Genomic DNA, 17,796 nt, shown 5'->3' on the forward strand with positions numbered 1-17,796 from the left:
ATGTTTAGTTATTTCATTGAATGATAATAATTATTATTTACAATCTCATTACCGATTAATCTTTAACAATAATGGCTATGAAAAATGACACTATGAAGCCTGTCACTCGGCTTCTTCAATTAATGATTGGTGTGAGTCCGTTTATGGCAAGCGGCATGATGACTGCACAGAGTGCAACTCAAGAACCAACACAGCTAGGCCCTCTCAAAGTTTCCGCAAAATCACAAAAGGAGCTGAATGCTGAATATCCTTATTTGCAGCTTGGCTCCTCGTCCTATATTGATGGCAAAACCGTTGAGAGATTCCGAGGTAATTCAGCAGCCGATTTTCTACGTGGCGTCAGTGGCGTCCATCTTGGGGATATTCGTAATGGCGGAGCGTTAGATGTCAATATTCGCGGTTTACAAGGCCAAAGCCGCGTTCCCGTTATTGTCGACGGTACGCAGCAATCCATTGATGTTTACCGTGGTTACGCTGGTGTACAGCAACGCAGCTATTTAGACCCCGACTTGATTAGCCATGTTACCATCGACAAAGGTCCTACCCTTGCGACAGATGGCGCGGGAGCTATCGGAGGAGCGGTGCGGGTCACAACCTTACAACCTGCTGATGTTATTCCGAAAGGTGAAACTTTTGGGGTACGTTTAAGAGGGGGGCTTGCCAATAACACGGTCTCAGAACGATCCGGTTTTTATACTAAAACCAAAGAGAGTAATGACGCCAATCCGTGGCCGAATATGAATAGCCGCTTTGGTAGTGTCGCTATCGCAACAGATCAGGATCGCTATCAATTACTTGCAGCTTACGCCTACCGTAATCAAGGTAACTATTTTGCAGGTAAAAACGGCGCGAAACGCTATCGTGACGCCCATTATTCGTCAACGGGTGGCACGGGGATGACAACAGCCGCGGTGATTGACGCCTATCCTGCTGGAAAAGAGGTTCTTGATACCCATAGCCGTAGTGAATCTTGGTTAGTCAAAGGGGCTGGCGAGCTTACTGATACCCAAAAACTTGAGTTAATTTATCGCCGTTATGACGCTAAATGGGGTGAAATCATGCCATCGATGATTACAACCCCCAATAGCAAAGGGGAATCTAATCAATTTATCCCGAGTAAAATTACCATTGATTCATTATCAGCAAAGCACAATTTTGATCCGGATAATGATTGGGTCAATTTGACCTCTGAATTGTGGTATACCCACTCAGTCAGCCGTATGTACAATGCAAATATCGGTAACGTTCCTGTTTTCGATCAAAGTACTGAGCAGCGTCCAGACCCACAAAGTGAAGAGTACAAACAAGGGCTATTATCCGATATTAAAGCGGATAGATATGGCGTGAATTTAACCAACCGCTCAACGTTCGAAAATCGTCTTGGTGAGTTTAATTTAACAATTGGTGGTGCTTTCCAGTATGAAGATACCGGCCCTAATTCACCTGTCCTAAAAGAAAATCTGCAAAAAAACTATTTCTTGCGCAGTGGTGTTCGCAAAGAGTATAGCTTATCAAGCTCCCTAGAATATAAACCCGTGAATTGGTTAACAGTTCAAGTTGGAGGGCGTTATACCGAATATCATGTTAGAGATAGAAACAGCACCGCTTATGCGGCGAAATCTCGCACTCAAGAGTACACGTTTGCTCGCTTAAAGAAAAACGGTGAATATTTCACCAAATGGCCTGAAAGCTGGTATATGGAGTGGTGGCCTGATGAACAAGGAAACTACACGTTAGACTCTTTAAAGAAAACCCCATACGCAAACACAACGCTTGGCGAAAAGTATGACTTTGATGGTTATGACCCTGACCCAAGAGGGGAAAAAGGTTATCTGAAAAAAGAAGTCACCACAGAATACGCTTACACCAAACCTATTGAGCGGAAAGGAAGCGATTTCAGCCCACAGGTAGGGCTGGCATTTCACCTTGATGACAATAGTCAAATCTATGTTAAATACAGTGAAGCCGTTAAGAACCCAACTATCTTTGAGTCAACTTTAGGCAACTGGACCTCAATGCCGTCTGCTGATTTAAAACCAGAGAAAAACAAAGTTCTTGAAATCGGTGCATCAACTGTACAAAACTCACTATTTACCGAAGAAGATAAACTTGCCGCTAAGGTATCCTGGTTTAAGAGTGACTTACATGACATGATCACTCGAGGCTATCACCCAAATAACGCTTCTTGGTTCATAGAGAATGTGGATCTTTATAAAACATCCGGTATTGAATATAGCTTAGCTTATGATCAAGGTCGCTTCTATGCTGATGTATCGGGTAACTACTATTTAGAAGCCACAACGTGTGATACGAAAACTGCTGAGCGTTTTCGTCAGTACGCTTATGGCGATCCTAATACCCCAAACTGTGTGAATGGTGGTTTTGGCACCTCGTTAGTTAATATCACTAACCCACCCAAATACAGCATCAATACAACACTTGGGGTGAGGCTACTTGATGAACGCAACTTAGATATTGGCGTTCGCCGTATCTATAATAGCGGTCCTACTCATAAGTTAAACCGTTCATGGAATACCGTTGGGATGACGGGAACCCAGTTAATTTATTTATCAACCGTGACTTATGATGCTTACGCTAATTATCAGTTCAACCCTAATGCGGATATCAACCTTACCGTCACTAACCTCACTAATGAATACTATGTTGATCCAATGGCGCTTAGCTTGATGCCTGCGCCAGGTAGAACGGTTTCAGTTGATTTTACTTATCGCTTTTAAATAACAATTCCTGCCCAAGGAGTGGGCAGGAAGATGACAATTAAGCTTCGATTTTTTTCATATAACGATAGTGAGAAAAGGTGACTAATAATGCAACAAATGCAATACCAGCCCCTAGCATAAACCCGCCAGAATAGCCTACCGCCGCCGTTAGCCCCACCAGCATCATTGAGCTAGCCAATTCACCAATATCACGAGTACTCTGTACTGCTGTCATATCCGTTCCTGCTTGCGTATAGCGAGAAGCGAATTGCATACCTGCGGTCATAATCGCCACAGAAGTGACACCGGAAGATAATGAACCAAGTGTGATACAGGTAGCCACTAATGCCATTGATACGCCGCTCATCGACTGGAATGTCCATAATAGCGATGAGAGTAATGCGAATAATAGGCCAAATGAGAATGCGCGCCAGACGCCGATTTTACCAATCAACCAAGCGCCGCCCCCACAACCTAACACTAACGTGACCATGCCACCCGCCATTCCCATTTTCCCAATCTGAGCCAGCGACCAACCTGTATCATTTAAGAATAATTTTGCCAAACCAAAACCAGAAACGGCGGTCACCGCAGAAAGTAAGGTTAGCAGCAGTAGACGAGGTGCACCTTGACGCTTAAAGGTTTTTAATAAGCTCGCTTTTTCATCTTCCTGAATGGCTTGTGATGTTTTTAATGGGCACAACGAAATAAAAAACAGACTTAACAACGGCACACAAGCCAAAATCGCTAATGCCATATGCTGACCCAATGACTCACTCATAATCATCAGCCCTGCACCACCAATAAAAAAGCCAGCCATCACGCCCGCTATCTGCACGGCATTGATTTTTGATAGCATTGAGCCGCTGACTTGCTCTGCCGCCATACCGTCGGTGGCAATATCTTGTGTCGCACTCGCTAAAGAAGCAATAAATAGCAATACAACACAAGCCAGTGCATTTTCCACAGAGAAACCAATAAAGCTAAGTGCAAACATGGTGAGTGTCACGATAACCTGCATAGGAATAATCCAGCTCTTACGACGTCCTAACCGTTTTCCCCAATGGTTATCAACAAAAGATGCCCATAAAAATTTTACTACCCAAGGTAAGCCCACAAGTGGCAAAAATGCGAGTACCTTTAACTCACCACCATCATGTCGTAAAAAGGTAGGTAGAGCATCCATCGCAATCCCCATCGGTATACCTTGAGCGAGGTATAACAATCCTAAGGTCATCACCAGTTGTTTATTCTGTAACAGATCTTTCATATCCACTCCGACCACTTTTTTGTGTCGCAGATAACTTAGCCACACATCCAAGTGTTAATAACAAAAACAAGCCACAAAATAGCAGCATGACATCAATACGGTTAAAGCCAGCAGGCTGCTGCCATAACGAGAAAATAAATGCGATGAAAAAGAGTAAAGTTGATAAAGCAGCAATTAAAATCAGCATCTTGCGAGCATTTTTAATCACTAGACAGAGGATAAAAATGCCTCCCCAGCACAGGAAAAAAGCACTTATTGGCAATGTTAATGACAGAGACATCACAACCAGCAATGCGCTTACTGACAGCAACAGTCCACCACAGCATCCAACGATCCCCCCGGCAATCCGCGAGGCAGCATGCCGCCAACACCACATTGCCAACCCACTCGCTACCAAGACACAGCCACTAAATCCCGCGATAAAATGCAAAACGCTAAATAGCGTTTCGACGTTTGGTAGCCATTGATACTGGCCATAATGCAGTGGTTGAATACTGATAAAAGCACGAGTCCAGAAAGCGTGATCAGAGGAGTCTCGAACACCAACAAGCCGCCCTTCATTCAAATCAAAACGATATTGCTCAAAGTTGGCACTACCCGGTTGCCCCGCGTGTACTCCACCAATCACCAATGAATCGCCTTGGCGCATCAAGGTTTGTGGCGTAAAAGAGGGATAAGTTTGTTTAAGCCACTCGAATACTTGCTCTGGTTGATGCTCGCGTAGAACTACTTGGTGGTTATCAACCTTACGAAAGCCCCCCATCAATTGCTGCATGACCAACTGTGGATTATCAGGGCTTACACTTGATGCCAAGCCAACGGTTCCTAACGCACCTAACCCTGAAAGCGCCCCTGTCACAGCAAATAAAATTAGCCATGGATAGCACCATAATCCCAGCCAATTATGCAGATCATGAATAAATAAGCGTAAATTCAGCCGACGTGGTAGGCGCATCATCGAAGCTAGCTTGCGGCGGTTGATAATAAAGCCGCTAATTAACAGTACTGCCAACGCAAAACCAAATAGGCTAATCAGAATACGTCCTGGAAAATCAATAAATAGGTTTTTATGCAATGTGACCAGCCACATTGCAGGAGTATTCTGCGCTAAAGCTTGGCCCGTAATGGCACTATAGCTGTTATCGCACTGCCCCATCCCAAGGCAAAAAGTGATGGTAGGATTGGCTGATTGAGGTAACTGCACCAATGCAGCCTCTGGCTGTAACGTTAGTAATTGTGATAGCGGCAGGAGTTCTCCTGAAAGGGGCGCTTTATTCCACCAAAGACGTAAAGCATCACTTCCTAAGCTCCAAGTGCCACTTAGCATAATCACAAATAAAAAAACGCCCAAAAATGCACCCGCACTACGATGTAGATCGGACATTCTGCGCGTCAGTGGAACTTTCATTGTCCTCCCCCCCACAGCAATAACCACAATAGAGGAAGCGGCCACCATCCGTAACTGCGTAATAACATTTGTCGCCAGCTACTCGCGGTAAAGCTGTAGACAAACATCCCCATGGTGCAAAAAACGGCAAGAAAAACTGCTCCATACAAGCGGTTTAGAAGATCATCCGAAGGGTAAATGCGAACGAATAATAGGGAGAGAACAACTCCCCCTATTAAAGTGCCAATGATGGAAATCGCACTGACTAATTTCATTAAAAATCAGCCTTTACAGTCAACATCACGTTACGAGGTTCGCCGTAACGGTTATTCCATTGTGGAGAGAAAAGACCTGAATAATAGCGGCGATCGAATAAGTTATTCACATTGACCGCTGCGCTCCACGTTTCGTCAATTTGATACCCCAAACGCGTATTAAAGAGTGCATAACCCCCTTGACGTAAAGTGACATTGCCGTTGGTGGTACTATAAGCACTTTGTGCTTGCATACCGCCCCCAATGCTCCATTTACGTTCATCCCAAGGAAGATCGTAGTTGGTCCATACACGTAACATATGACGAGGCGTTAACGTGTTGTAGGCATTACCTTTGTTTTGGCTATCATCGCGATATTTGGTGTCTGTATAGGTGTAGCCGACAGAGACATCCCAAAATGGCGTAATATAGCCAACACCTTCTAATTCAAAACCTTGGCTACGTACTTTGCCCCCACTAATAAAGTAGTTATCAAAGCCTCCCGTCGGGTGATCAGGGTCAACTTGAGGATTGTTTTTGATATCTATCTGATAGATAGCCCCTGATAAGTTCAAGCTACCGTTGAGTAATCCCGCTTTAATCCCCGTCTCTAGCGTTTGCCCTTCAACGGGTTTCAGCATTTTACCACTCCAGGTTTTCGCGGTTTGAGGCTGATAAACGGTTGAATAGCTGCTATACCAAGACCAATCTTTTGCAAAATCCCAAATCACACCGCCATAAGGGGTGATCCGGCCATTTTCAGTAAATTTAGACGTTGGCGATTTCAATTCCCACCAGCTATCGCGAGCCCCAATGATCACCGTGACAGGCTCTACAACCTTAATGCGCCCCATACCATAAACGCCTTTTTGAGTTGTTTTCGTTGCACCTGGAGAGCTATAAGGCCCGACATTAGGCTTTGGTACGCTGTGTGGATCCCAGCGATAGACGTTCACGGGAACATTCAGTGAAGGGTCAAATTCCGCGCTATACTGCTTTTCACTCGCATGCGAGTAATTAACCCCCATAATCACATCATGCTTCTGCCCCCAGCCTTCAACCTTACCATTCAAGCTTGTATCAAGACTGATTTGTTCATTGCGGAATTTATAAGCGCCCCCCATTAGCATGGCACCATCCCCAGTTTCAGGGTCGATATTGCCCCATGCACCTGCATAAATTAGGCGAGCATTAACATGTTGATATTCAGTATTGAGTTTGTATTGCCAATCATCATTGATCTGGTGCTCAATCGCAGCAAAGGTGCGTGTGGTATCCCATTTAAAACGGTCCCAATCCACATCAAGGTAGCTTTTACGCGGAAGATGCAAATCACGACCATCTTTCCCCATAGGTACGCCAGCCATATTGGTGACTGAATCGATAGTTTGATATTGTGCACCAACACGTAATAAAGTATCAGGGGTGAGATCCGCATCAACCGTCGCGTACATTAAACGTGTTTTTTGATCGGATACATCATAGAAGAAATCCTTATCCTCCCACGCCATCACAAATCGCCCACGCACACTGCCTGCTTCATTGAGTAATCCACCAACATCCGCTTCACCGCGATAACGGTTCCAACTCCCCGCTGTTAAGCTGAGTTTCGCCATATCTTCCTTTGGTGCATGTTTGCGAACCATATTGACCGTCGCAGCAGGGTTTCCCATTCCATGAAGTAGCCCATTGGAGCCACGTAAGATCTCAACACGCTCATACACCGCCATATCTTGCGGTGAACTCGCCATATTACCGAGCAACGCTGGCACACCATCAATTTCAAAGGAGTCAATTTGGAAGCCACGTACATAGTAGGCGGTCGTTAACTTGACGTAAGGGACACTCGTTACCCCTGTGGCTCTTTGCATAACATCGTCAAGGGTTTGTAGGTTCTGCTTTTCGATTTGCTCGCGGTCAATAACACTGACAGATTGTGCAACTTCTCTTGGTTTTAGGGCTATTTTGCCTAATGTTGTGACGCCAGGCTCCACATAATCGTCATCAGCACTGGAGGTCGTTGTTACTTGCATGACATCATGCTTAGGTTGCGAGCTTTGTTCTGCCCCTGCTGATAAAGCCCATGGAGCAGTTGCTAAAAACAGTGCGCAAGGGGCAAGTTTTAGCCCTTTTAAGCGCTTAGCATTATGAACGGACAACATTTTCTACCCTAAAAAGTTAAATGATAATTGTTATCAATTTAGCAATTAATGGGGTGGGATACTTTCGAATGCCGGATTTTGTCTATCGCTATCCGGCAATAACTAACGTTTTTTGAGTTGATTTGGTGAGATGCCAAAGCGCTTACGAAAAGCGACAGAGAAGTGAGCGGGAGTATAGCCAACCTGATAAGCTACGGTAGAAATATTCGCATCATGGACGCTCAACAGCTGATAAGCCGTTTCCAATCGATACTCTTGCAACCAACCGTAAATACTATTACCAAACAGTTGGCGAAACCCTTGCGTTAACTTACGAGTATTCATACCAACACGCTTCGCTAATTCATCCAAGCTAGGCGGGGATTCTAACTCCTGCATTAAGATAGATTTCGCTATCTGCAAATTATCAATATCACGTTGACGCAATTTAGGCGCTATTTGCGATGGCTCATGTAAAAAGTGATCTAAGCATAACGCTGTAATTTCAGTTACTTTAGCGCATAAGTAGAGCTGATGTAATGATGGATGAGTAGGACAGGCAAATAGCTGCTGTGTCATTGCTAGTACACTTGCAGGAATTGAAAAATGTAATAATTGAGCTTTACTAGGATGGTAGCAGCTTTCAGGTAGCTTTAATTGATGTTGTTCCAACCATTCAGGTGAAATATCGATCATCGTATATTTCATCGGTTGGCAGGCGCGAAACAGGTTGCATAGCTGGTAATTTTTCTGGCTGCCAGAGAGTATCAATGAGGGTGAATTAACCTCGACATTATGTCCAGAGCTGCTACGACAACCCATTGCGCCTTGATGTATGGCCACTAACTTCAGGCCTGCCTGTTGTTCTTCATTAATCCCCAGATCATGTGGGATCACAAACTCACCGCGACTGATGCGCACAAAAGGCCCAACAGTATAATCTTCGCGGTTAGAATGCGCTTGATTAAGTTTATCTTCAGAACGTTGCTGCATGATTTTTTCGAAACAAAGGCGATGTACTGACTATCTTGTCAAATAAATAAGAAAATAACAATCATTATCATTTGCAAATTGTGCAATGCCAATTATTTTAGATTGAATAATCTGGCGTAATGCTTTGGATTAAGACGTAAAAATAACAACAAGGTTATCAAGATCATCAAAATATGCGCTATCCAAACCAAAGCAAAACTTTGGCTTACCTCATGTAACCAAGCAGCAAATAGAGGCCCAAAGGCCGCGATAATAAACCCGCCAGCTTGCATCAAGGAGGTTAATGCCCCCGCACTCACAGGGTGCGGAAGATGATCAAGAGAAGCAATAATACTCAATGCAAAACACCCACCTAACCCAATACCGATTAAACAAACCCACAAAAAAGCGAATAACTGAGGGAAAAATACTAACCCTGTAAACCCGATCATTTGGCTACATAATGTCACAATCAGCCAAAATCGACGGTCAATATTGTGAGAAGCAAGAATGGGAATTAACAAAGCAGAGAGGGCTTGAAACACGCTCAGTAAGGCAACCAGTGAACCACTATCAGCACTGCTCATACCTTGCTCAATAAAAAATGGCGCTAACCATGTGACTACCGTTCCATATCCTGCATTAACAAGGCCAAAACCAACCATGAGTAGCCAAGCCCTCGGCTTCGCTAAAAAGACAAAAACCGATCCTCGCCCATGGTTTTGATGCGTGGCTGATGAATCGATATTAACGACAACGGCGATTAGTGCAAATAAAGCGGGTAATGCCATCCATGCTAAAGCAATTTGCCAATGTCCTGAGGCTGTTGTACATGATTGTGCCATTTCGTTACAAGAAATATTGGCAAGCATCGGGGTCAACTGTGCCCCCATCGCCCACCCGCCATTAACATCGCGGAGTATAGCCCCGTCATCGCGGCCATTTTTTGTGGGAAACGTAATTTAATTAGTCCCGGAAATACCGCTTGAATATACGCAGCTCCCACACCACAAATAAAAGCGGTGATTAAGAGCTGCTCTCCATTAGTCACAAATAGACGCGATAAAGAGCCGATAAGCAACAATAACATCGCAAGGCTAAGCCCAACTCGCTCACCTAGCCTTTGGTTCAAGGCAGGAACAATTAAAGCGCCAACCCCCATTAATAGCATCGGTAACAGCGTCAGTAATGAAATGCTTTGGTAAGTCATCCCCGTAGTTTGGATAATCCCCTCGATCAGTGGACCTGGCCCCGTGATAAAGGGCCGTAAATTGATCCCGACTAATACGATAGTCATAACCAAACCTAATGAAGCGGTTTTATACCCAGCCATTAATGTTGTTGTTCCCGCCAGAAAGTATAAAGCGCGGATTGAGCCTCATTTTCGGGTTTTAATTGAATAAAAGTCAGCCCACATTGTTGCTGTGGCTCGACTCTCAGTGATTGGGCGATAGCCTCTGTCGATAAACCAAATGGCTCTGCATCTTGATTTGAATACGCATAAACAATCCGCGAAATCCCCGCCATACGCATCGCAGCTAAACACATTGGGCATGGCTGACCACTCGCATATACCACACAATCTTCTAACCGAGTGCGTTTTAAGGTTTCGCCTGCTTGACGTAACGCCATTAGCTCTGCGTGAGCCGTTGGATCGTTCAGCTCAAGCATCTGATTAACACCTGTTGCAACCACTGCGCCATCACGCACAATCACGGCGCCAAATGGCCGTCCACCTGCTTTGACATTCTCTTTAGCCAGTGAAATAGCTTGTTGTAAAAATTGTTTATCTTGCATTATTTCGCTCCTGAACGTTCAAGGATTTCAACCAAGTTGCTATATCCTTTCTGCTTTGCCAACGTCAATGGAAAATTGCCTGACGCATCTGCTAAATTAACATCAGCACCACCTTTGATAAGTTGCGTCACAATCGTGGCATATTTTTCGCTGCCATCACCGAGTATGATAGCTTCTATTAATGCCGTCCAACCAAGTCTATTTACATGGTTAACATTAACACCGGCATCAATTAGGGTTTGCACAGTTTTCACGTGACCGCGTTCAGCAGCGGGGATCAATGCGGTTCCCCCATAGCGGTTAGTACTTGCTAGATCTGCACCATTTTCTAGTGTCATCTCTAGAATTTCTTGTAGCCCTCTGGCCCCCGCATACAGATAAGGTGAATCTTGGATTGCATCACGGGCATTGACGTTAGCCCCCTGCTCGATTAGAAAGCGAGCCACTTCGATTTGATTGGCATGTGTCGCTGCCATTAAAGGAGTACGTAAACGTAAATCACGCTGTTCAATATTTGCACCTTGCTTAAGGGCTTGAGTCACCCCAGAAAGATCCCCTTTTTCAGCAAGAGTCACCAACGACGATGAGTCTACTTGTGCAAATGATTTGGCCATTAATATCAGTGACATACTAAGAATACCTAACATATAAGCTAACCACTTGGTCGTTAAACACCATTTTTTCATTGTGCTCCTCCTTTGTCGTCTATTTAATCTACTGAAAATATATGCTATTTAAAAATTAAATATTTAAATGTCAGGTATCTATAAAATGAATACATTGCTGAATTTTATTCTACTTAAGACCTTTATTACTGTGGCAGAAACCGGTAATTTCACCGTCGCTTCACAACATTTAAACTCAACTCAATCCACGCTAAGCCAGCAAATCCAACGCTTAGAGGCTTTGGTTGGACAGCCTTTATTTATCCGTGGTCATCGTATGCTCACACTGACGGAAACCGGCGAAGTACTTTTCAGTTATGCAAAGAAGATCATCGCTCTCAACGATATGTTTTTTATGAAAATCACGGGAAATGCGGTGATCCAAACGCTGCGCTTAGGTTTTCCGGAAGATTTTGCTTCAGGGCAAGTAACCCCGACTCTCGCCGCTTTTATGCATGAACACCCCAATATTCGTTTAGAGGTCACAAGTGGTCTTAGTCGCCAGTTATATCAACACTACCAGCAAGGAGCGCTTGATTTGATTATCGTTAAGCAGCGCAAGGGGGAATTTAAGAGTGATTATCGCTGGCCGGAGCCGTTATGTTGGCTAACGAGCGCCAATAATGAGTATTTAAATGCCGATTCTTTGCCTTTGATTGTTTTCCCTGAAAATGGCTTGTATCGTAACGATATGTTCCGCTTACTGGATATTGAACAGCGCCCTTGGCATATAACTTACACCTGTTCAAGCCTTGCAGGTATTCAAAGTGCCATTGCTGATGGGCTTGGGATCAGCTTACTGCCGTTACGCGCTAAGTTACCACAACACCGGATCCTGACGGAGCAAGAAGGTTTCCCCGCCGCCGAAGAGATGGAAATAGCGATGCATGTCCACGATAGTTCCGACGCGATTAAGGTGTTAGCAGAACGGTTGGCAAGACAGCTTGAACAACTTTGATAGCAGAGTGTTCACTTCCCCTAAAATGGAAGGCAAATACACAATTTAAATTACAGTCTCAGTGAATATTTTGCCATAAAAAACATCCCAAAGTTGGGGGCCAACTTTTAGATTAGTTATTACTTAAATCTAGTAAATCTTCACCAACAGATTCGTTATAATCCAATCTATGCATAGCATCTTCAGAAAGAGGGATAATGATTATTTTCATTTAGCCTCTTTTATTAAATGAGATTTAATCTTGGTAGACGATGTCTTGTTTGAAATATTTTACTTTATAAATCAACATACGTTAATACCATTAACGTATGTTGATAATTATTTATGAGATTACATCTTCAAAAATTTTTACATTTCTATATATTATTATTCCAGAAAGGCCTACGCTTGAGTCTATATAACATAGTAAATTATTTAATGGTAATTCTTTTTTTATTCCAAAATTTTCTTTAATCCACAAAGGAACTTCTTGATACTGCTTAATATCAAATATTATATTTTGCTTTTCAAATTCAGAAAAATCCCAATGTATAACTCGTTCAAATCGTAATTTTTTATTATTAGATAAAAATAACTCAAGAGTTTCCCCTTCTTCGATATAAAATATACCATATATATTTACATCATGAAAATTAATATTATTAATCATTGATAGCTTCTCCAGACTGAAGTGGTCTTCCGGCTGACCTAATTTTGCTTAGGGAAGAATTTGATGAATATTGCCACTATGGACATGTGGATCCTCCGCACCATGGTCATAACCATAATCTATATCTTTTACTGGCTTACCTCGCGAATTCAGATAATAAGTGCAACGCTCGGTCATGTTAGATGGAAGGACGGTTAGCTACTGATAAGCTATCCTGCTCTTCCGACCAAAGATGAGCGAGTAAGTATGAAGTATCAGCAACTAACCGAAGGACAACGATACCAGATATCGATACTGCGTGAGGATAATTTATCCTGCCATGAGATAGGTATCCGTATCGGTGTAAGCAAGTCCACGGTCTCCCGTGAACTGAGGCGTAACACTTCAGATACTGGTTATAACCCACAACAGGCACACCAGAAGTGCTGTGATAGGCGGCTGTCATCTGCCAAAAGGACAATTCCTCAGCAGACCATAGATTTCGTGATATTTGCTCTGGAGTGGAAGTGGAGTCCTGAGCAAATAAGTGCAATTGGCAGCATTATTGGTCTTAGCGTCAGCCATGAATGGATTTACCAGTATATCTATGCGGATAAGCGTAGCGGTGGCGAGTTGTACAGGCATCTTAGGCAGGGCAAACGGCGATATCGTAAGGGCTACGGGCAGAAACGAGGGCGCATCCCTGATGCGGTATCCATTGAGCTACGGCCGTCAGTCGTCGATGACCGTAGCCGTCTGGGGGACTGGGAGGCCGATTTGGTGCAGGGTAAACAGGGCACTGGTGCTATCGTGACACTGGCAGAACGCAAAAGCCGTATTTACCTGACAAAAAAGGTGTTTTCAAAGGATGCGGTGGAAGTCAGTAAGGCCATTATCTCACTGCTGAGTGAGTATCAGGATGTATGTCACACAATAACGTTCGATAACGGTCTAGAGTTTAGTGAGCACAAGGCGATAGCAGAAGCACTGAACGCAGATACGTACTTTGCCCATCCGTATGCCTCGCATGAGCGTGGGCTGAACGAGAATACGAATGGGTTGTTAAGACAGTTTATCCCGAAAGGAACAGACCTGCGGACAGTGACAGAAGAAGACTTACAACGCTATCAGGGAGCGTTGAACAGCAGGCCACGCAAGTGTCTGGGGTTCAGACAACCTTCGGTGGTGTTTGCGGAGCTAAGAAAGGCGGCTTAGCGTTGCACTTCGGACTTGAATCCGCCCTTCGGCTAATTTCCCATTACTAGCAATACTGATAAAAAATGCTACAAGCTTATACATATTTGAGAATAGGCATACCAAATGTTACTAACAAAAAGAGGTATAATAAATAACCTTACGTTACAAGTTATTAACCGGCCTAAACACATATCTATATTGATAATGCATTATAATGTACCTACCCTAAAATTATAAGATAAGCACACTCTATGTTTATAATTTAAAGTGAACTTCACAATAAAAACCATCATTACTTGGAAGGCATGATATTAATTCATAAACAATTTCATCACCTAGTTCTTTTTTAGAATAGATGGTTAAATAACTATACTCAATAAAATGAACAAAATTTAAAAACGGCGGATTCAAGTCCGAAGTGCAACGCTAAGCCGCCTTTCTTAGCTCCGCAAACACCACCGAAGGTTGTCTGAACCCCAGACACTTGCGTGGCCTGCTGTTCAACGCTCCCTGATAGCGTTGTAAGTCTTCTTCTGTCACTGTCCGCAGGTCTGTTCCTTTCGGGATAAACTGTCTTAACAACCCATTCGTATTCTCGTTCAGCCCACGCTCATGCGAGGCATACGGATGGGCAAAGTACGTATCTGCGTTCAGTGCTTCTGCTATCGCCTTGTGCTCACTAAACTCTAGACCGTTATCGAACGTTATTGTGTGACATACATCCTGATACTCACTCAGCAGTGAGATAATGGCCTTACTGACTTCCACCGCATCCTTTGAAAACACCTTTTTTGTCAGGTAAATACGGCTTTTGCGTTCTGCCAGTGTCACGATAGCACCAGTGCCCTGTTTACCCTGCACCAAATCGGCCTCCCAGTCCCCCAGACGGCTACGGTCATCGACGACTGACGGCCGTAGCTCAATGGATACCGCATCAGGGATGCGCCCTCGTTTCTGCCCGTAGCCCTTACGATATCGCCGTTTGCCCTGCCTAAGATGCCTGTACAACTCGCCACCGCTACGCTTATCCGCATAGATATACTGGTAAATCCATTCATGGCTGACGCTAAGACCAATAATGCTGCCAATTGCACTTATTTGCTCAGGACTCCACTTCCACTCCAGAGCAAATATCACGAAATCTATGGTCTGCTGAGGAATTGTCCTTTTGGCAGATGACAGCCGCCTATCACAGCACTTCTGGTGTGCCTGTTGTGGGTTATAACCAGTATCTGAAGTGTTACGCCTCAGTTCACGGGAGACCGTGGACTTGCTTACACCGATACGGATACCTATCTCATGGCAGGATAAATTATCCTCACGCAGTATCGATATCTGGTATCGTTGTCCTTCGGTTAGTTGCTGATACTTCATACTTACTCGCTCATCTTTGGTCGGAAGAGCAGGATAGCTTATCAGTAGCTAACCGTCCTTCCATCTAACATGACCGAGCGTTGCACTTATTATCTGAATTCGCGCCATTTGTGAAAATAATAAAATGCGCTGGATTGGCTGCTGTAATGAATTAAATGCAGCATATGCTGCAGATGGGTATGCGCGAATAAAAGGTATAGCTGCATTATCAACAACATTCGGTGTTGGTGAACTCAGTGCTATCAATGCTATTGCGGGCTCTTACGCTGAATATTTACCTATTTTTCATTTGGTAGGTATGCCATCTAGCGGTGCACAGGAAAGTAAAAAAATTCTTCATCACTCTTTAGGAGATGGGGATTTCACTCTGTTCTATAAAATGTTTCAACCTATTAGTTGTGCGCAAGCAATTCTTACCCCTGAAAATTGTATTGAAGAAGTAGAACGGCTGATCACATACGCTTTATTTAAGCGCCAACCTGTCTATATCGGTATTCCATCCGATTATGCTGAAATGCCTATTCATACAAATAAACGGTATTCAGTATGCACTGATATTCCCCAAAGTAATAATCAAAACCTAACCAAAGTTATTAATGTAATTTTAAATAAACTATTAACTAGCCAAAAAATTAGCCTACTTCCGGGAATTTTAGCTTCTCGTTTAGGATTAACCGATGAGCTTCAAACCCTAATAAATAAATCAAACTTACCTTATGCTACCATGATTATGGATAAAGGGGTACTCAATGAAACAGCATCTAATTATATGGGCATCTATTATGGACATTTAATAAATACCCCTGTTAGTGAATATATAGAAAGCAGCGATTGTATTATTAGCATCGGTGCAATGATGACGGATATGAATACGGGCTGTTTTACTGCCGCTATCCCTTCAGAATATCATATCAATATCATGCCTGATTATGTCAAAATTGGTTCTACAGTATACTCTCAGGTGTATATGAAGGATGTACTCGCTAAATTGAAAGAGCGAATTCCCTCATTTCATCAAAACCACCCTAAAGTTCAATGCTTAGATGAATCATTGTTCACCGGCTATCAATCAATATCGGCTGAATATCTATATTCTCGATTCGAAAAGATGTTTAAAGAAAATGATATTATTTTTACTGACACAGGAACCCCATTAATGGGTTTAGTCTTTGCACAACTTCCTAAAGGGGTTCAATTCTGTAACCAAACCTTGTGGGGGTCTATTGGATGGTCTACTGCCGCCGCTTTCGGAGCGGCTTTGGCAGCACCTAAGCGCAGAGTGATCTTAATTACAGGGGAAGGGGCTCATCAGTTAACAGCACAAGAAATTTGCCAGTTTGCACGTTTTCAATTAAAACCGATTATTTTCATTATCAATAATGATGGGTATCTATTTGAGCGCTTAATATGCAAAGATCCGGAAGCTTATTACAATGATATCGCTAAATGGGATTATGAAAAATTACCCGCTGCATTAGGTTGTCATGATTGGAATTGCCAAAAGGTAACACGTTGTAATGAACTTGATATCGCCATCAATCATGCTGAGTCATCCCCTTTTGCATCCTACATTGAAGTGGTCACTGATAAATACGTTGCACCTGAGCTTGCACATAAATTACGGGGAGCATTAGATTCGTTATACTCTTCTTAATATGAAATAACTATTATGATAAGAACTGGCAGCTGGTTATTAAATAATCAAAACCTTGCCAGTTTTTGCATTAGTCATTTTCTTTTTGCCTTATTTTTGTGCAATGTTCTCCTCTTAAAAAACGCCAAGCTAGAAGCATGATAAAAAGCATTAATTATCAATTAGTTATTTCATTTAATTGCTATTTCAAATCGAAATTTAAAAAATTATGATTAACATTTATCTTGGAATAACTCAAATTTTCATTTAGGTATGTAGGCTTAATATGGTATAACCGATTATTAAGAGAAATTTAATGGTTATATAATTTAAAAAAGAATAATATTCATACTTAAGCGAGATACGAATGATTACTGAGTCACGTTGTGTTTTTTCTGAAGGCAGTGTTACCCTCCCCTATGGATATAAAGAACAAACCGTCAATATCCTGATTTCCCCCACAGGGAATGCGGTTAACATTTCTCGGGATGACAAACCCGCTGATGAAACCTTTGATGACTATGTCGCTCGTCAAAAGCAGCTGTTACAACGCTCCCTGAAAGATTGGCAACTCCTTGAAGAAAAGCCCTCTGTACTGGGACTCGACGGCATTCACGGCTATCTCATCAGCTCACGCTACCGCCCGAACAAAAAACAGCAAGTCTATCAAATTCAGGCTGTTTACCCTTTCAGTGATACCCAAACCCTGATTTTTACAATGTCATCCCCCAACGCCTTTAACGATGAGCAATGGGCGTGGATGAACACTCTCCTGCTTAGCTTTCAACCAAGAGGGTAAC

At 43.1% G+C, this 17,796-nt stretch carries 12 protein-coding genes and 2 pseudogenes; 5 read left to right on the forward strand and 9 right to left on the reverse strand.

Going from position 1 to position 17,796, the window contains the following annotated elements:
- Window positions 1-77: 77 nt before the first annotated feature.
- Window positions 78-2,738, forward strand: coding sequence for a TonB-dependent receptor domain-containing protein (locus tag M1E93_RS04040; protein WP_231136211.1), 2,661 nt, complete (start codon window positions 78-80; stop codon window positions 2,736-2,738).
- Between the two features lie 40 nt (window positions 2,739-2,778).
- Here M1E93_RS04040 and M1E93_RS04045 read toward each other — a convergent pair whose 3' ends face one another.
- From M1E93_RS04045 to M1E93_RS04075, 7 genes and pseudogenes are all read right to left on the reverse strand, one after another.
- Entirely contained in the window at window positions 2,779-3,990 is a 1,212-nt protein-coding gene (locus M1E93_RS04045) for a RhtX/FptX family siderophore transporter (RefSeq protein WP_036941737.1), read from the reverse strand.
- A complete protein-coding gene (locus M1E93_RS04050; RefSeq protein ID WP_036941739.1) occupies window positions 3,968-5,398 on the reverse strand; it encodes a PepSY-associated TM helix domain-containing protein in 1,431 nt (476 codons plus the stop codon). Before M1E93_RS04050 ends, M1E93_RS04045 begins: the two co-directional genes overlap by 23 nt.
- A gap of 253 nt (window positions 5,399-5,651) precedes the next feature.
- Entirely contained in the window at window positions 5,652-7,793 is a 2,142-nt protein-coding gene (locus M1E93_RS04055) for a TonB-dependent siderophore receptor (protein ID WP_426207133.1), read from the reverse strand.
- 102 nt (window positions 7,794-7,895) lie between these two features.
- Entirely contained in the window at window positions 7,896-8,765 is an 870-nt protein-coding gene (locus M1E93_RS04060) for a helix-turn-helix domain-containing protein (protein WP_004927282.1), read from the reverse strand.
- 92 nt (window positions 8,766-8,857) lie between these two features.
- A pseudogene (locus tag M1E93_RS04065) lies at window positions 8,858-10,077 on the reverse strand (cyanate transporter).
- Window positions 10,077-10,541, reverse strand: a complete 465-nt coding sequence (locus M1E93_RS04070) for a nucleoside deaminase (protein WP_061064707.1) — start codon at window positions 10,539-10,541, stop codon at window positions 10,077-10,079. Before M1E93_RS04070 ends, M1E93_RS04065 begins: the two are co-directional and overlap by 1 nt.
- Entirely contained in the window at window positions 10,541-11,227 is a 687-nt protein-coding gene (locus M1E93_RS04075) for an ankyrin repeat domain-containing protein (RefSeq protein ID WP_426207134.1), read from the reverse strand. The genes M1E93_RS04070 and M1E93_RS04075 overlap by 1 nt, the downstream gene beginning before the upstream one ends.
- Window positions 11,228-11,312: 85 nt before the next feature.
- Here M1E93_RS04075 and M1E93_RS04080 point away from each other — a divergent pair, with 85 nt between their 5' ends.
- The gene (locus M1E93_RS04080) at window positions 11,313-12,164 is read left to right on the forward strand and encodes a LysR family transcriptional regulator (protein ID WP_036941746.1); all 852 of its coding nucleotides are present in this window, start codon (window positions 11,313-11,315) and stop codon (window positions 12,162-12,164) included.
- A 322-nt stretch (window positions 12,165-12,486) separates the two neighbouring features.
- Here M1E93_RS04080 and M1E93_RS04085 read toward each other — a convergent pair whose 3' ends face one another.
- A complete protein-coding gene (locus M1E93_RS04085) occupies window positions 12,487-12,813 on the reverse strand; it encodes a hypothetical protein (RefSeq protein WP_426207135.1) in 327 nt (108 codons plus the stop codon).
- A 246-nt stretch (window positions 12,814-13,059) separates the two neighbouring features.
- Here M1E93_RS04085 and M1E93_RS04090 point away from each other — a divergent pair, with 246 nt between their 5' ends.
- Entirely contained in the window at window positions 13,060-14,007 is a 948-nt protein-coding gene (locus M1E93_RS04090) for an IS30 family transposase (protein WP_140035165.1), read from the forward strand.
- Between the two features lie 408 nt (window positions 14,008-14,415).
- Here M1E93_RS04090 and M1E93_RS04095 read toward each other — a convergent pair whose 3' ends face one another.
- Window positions 14,416-15,363 (reverse strand): IS30 family transposase, encoded by a 948-nt coding sequence (locus M1E93_RS04095; protein WP_140035165.1) that lies wholly within the window; start codon window positions 15,361-15,363, stop codon window positions 14,416-14,418.
- A gap of 103 nt (window positions 15,364-15,466) precedes the next feature.
- Between M1E93_RS04095 and M1E93_RS04100 the strand changes: the two are divergent.
- Window positions 15,467-17,017 (forward strand): annotated as a pseudogene (locus M1E93_RS04100) (alpha-keto acid decarboxylase family protein); the annotation flags it as partial.
- A 346-nt stretch (window positions 17,018-17,363) separates the two neighbouring features.
- Window positions 17,364-17,795: a DcrB-related protein gene (locus tag M1E93_RS04105; RefSeq protein ID WP_392503883.1), complete on the forward strand. Its 432-nt coding sequence runs from the start codon at window positions 17,364-17,366 to the stop codon at window positions 17,793-17,795.
- Window position 17,796 lies beyond the last annotated feature (1 nt).

This window comes from Providencia sp. PROV272 (assembly GCF_049901975.1).
GTDB classification, from domain to species: domain Bacteria; phylum Pseudomonadota; class Gammaproteobacteria; order Enterobacterales; family Enterobacteriaceae; genus Providencia; species Providencia stuartii.

Excerpts from the sequence above, each read along its gene's own strand:
- M1E93_RS04040 (WP_231136211.1), top strand. The coding sequence starts at position 78 with ATGAAAAATGACACTATGAAGCCTGTCACTCGGCTTCTTCAATTAATG.
- M1E93_RS04090 (WP_140035165.1), top strand. The coding sequence starts at position 13,060 with ATGAAGTATCAGCAACTAACCGAAGGACAACGATACCAGATATCGATA.
- M1E93_RS04070 (WP_061064707.1), bottom strand. The coding sequence starts at position 10,541 with ATGCAAGATAAACAATTTTTACAACAAGCTATTTCACTGGCTAAAGAG.
- M1E93_RS04105 (WP_392503883.1), top strand. The coding sequence starts at position 17,364 with ATGATTACTGAGTCACGTTGTGTTTTTTCTGAAGGCAGTGTTACCCTC.
- M1E93_RS04060 (WP_004927282.1), bottom strand. The coding sequence starts at position 8,765 with ATGCAGCAACGTTCTGAAGATAAACTTAATCAAGCGCATTCTAACCGC.
- M1E93_RS04095 (WP_140035165.1), bottom strand. The coding sequence starts at position 15,363 with ATGAAGTATCAGCAACTAACCGAAGGACAACGATACCAGATATCGATA.
- M1E93_RS04045 (WP_036941737.1), bottom strand. The coding sequence starts at position 3,990 with ATGAAAGATCTGTTACAGAATAAACAACTGGTGATGACCTTAGGATTG.
- M1E93_RS04050 (WP_036941739.1), bottom strand. The coding sequence starts at position 5,398 with ATGAAAGTTCCACTGACGCGCAGAATGTCCGATCTACATCGTAGTGCG.
- M1E93_RS04085 (WP_426207135.1), bottom strand. The coding sequence starts at position 12,813 with ATGATTAATAATATTAATTTTCATGATGTAAATATATATGGTATATTT.
- M1E93_RS04075 (WP_426207134.1), bottom strand. The coding sequence starts at position 11,227 with ATGAAAAAATGGTGTTTAACGACCAAGTGGTTAGCTTATATGTTAGGT.
- M1E93_RS04055 (WP_426207133.1), bottom strand. The coding sequence starts at position 7,793 with ATGTTGTCCGTTCATAATGCTAAGCGCTTAAAAGGGCTAAAACTTGCC.
- M1E93_RS04080 (WP_036941746.1), top strand. The coding sequence starts at position 11,313 with ATGAATACATTGCTGAATTTTATTCTACTTAAGACCTTTATTACTGTG.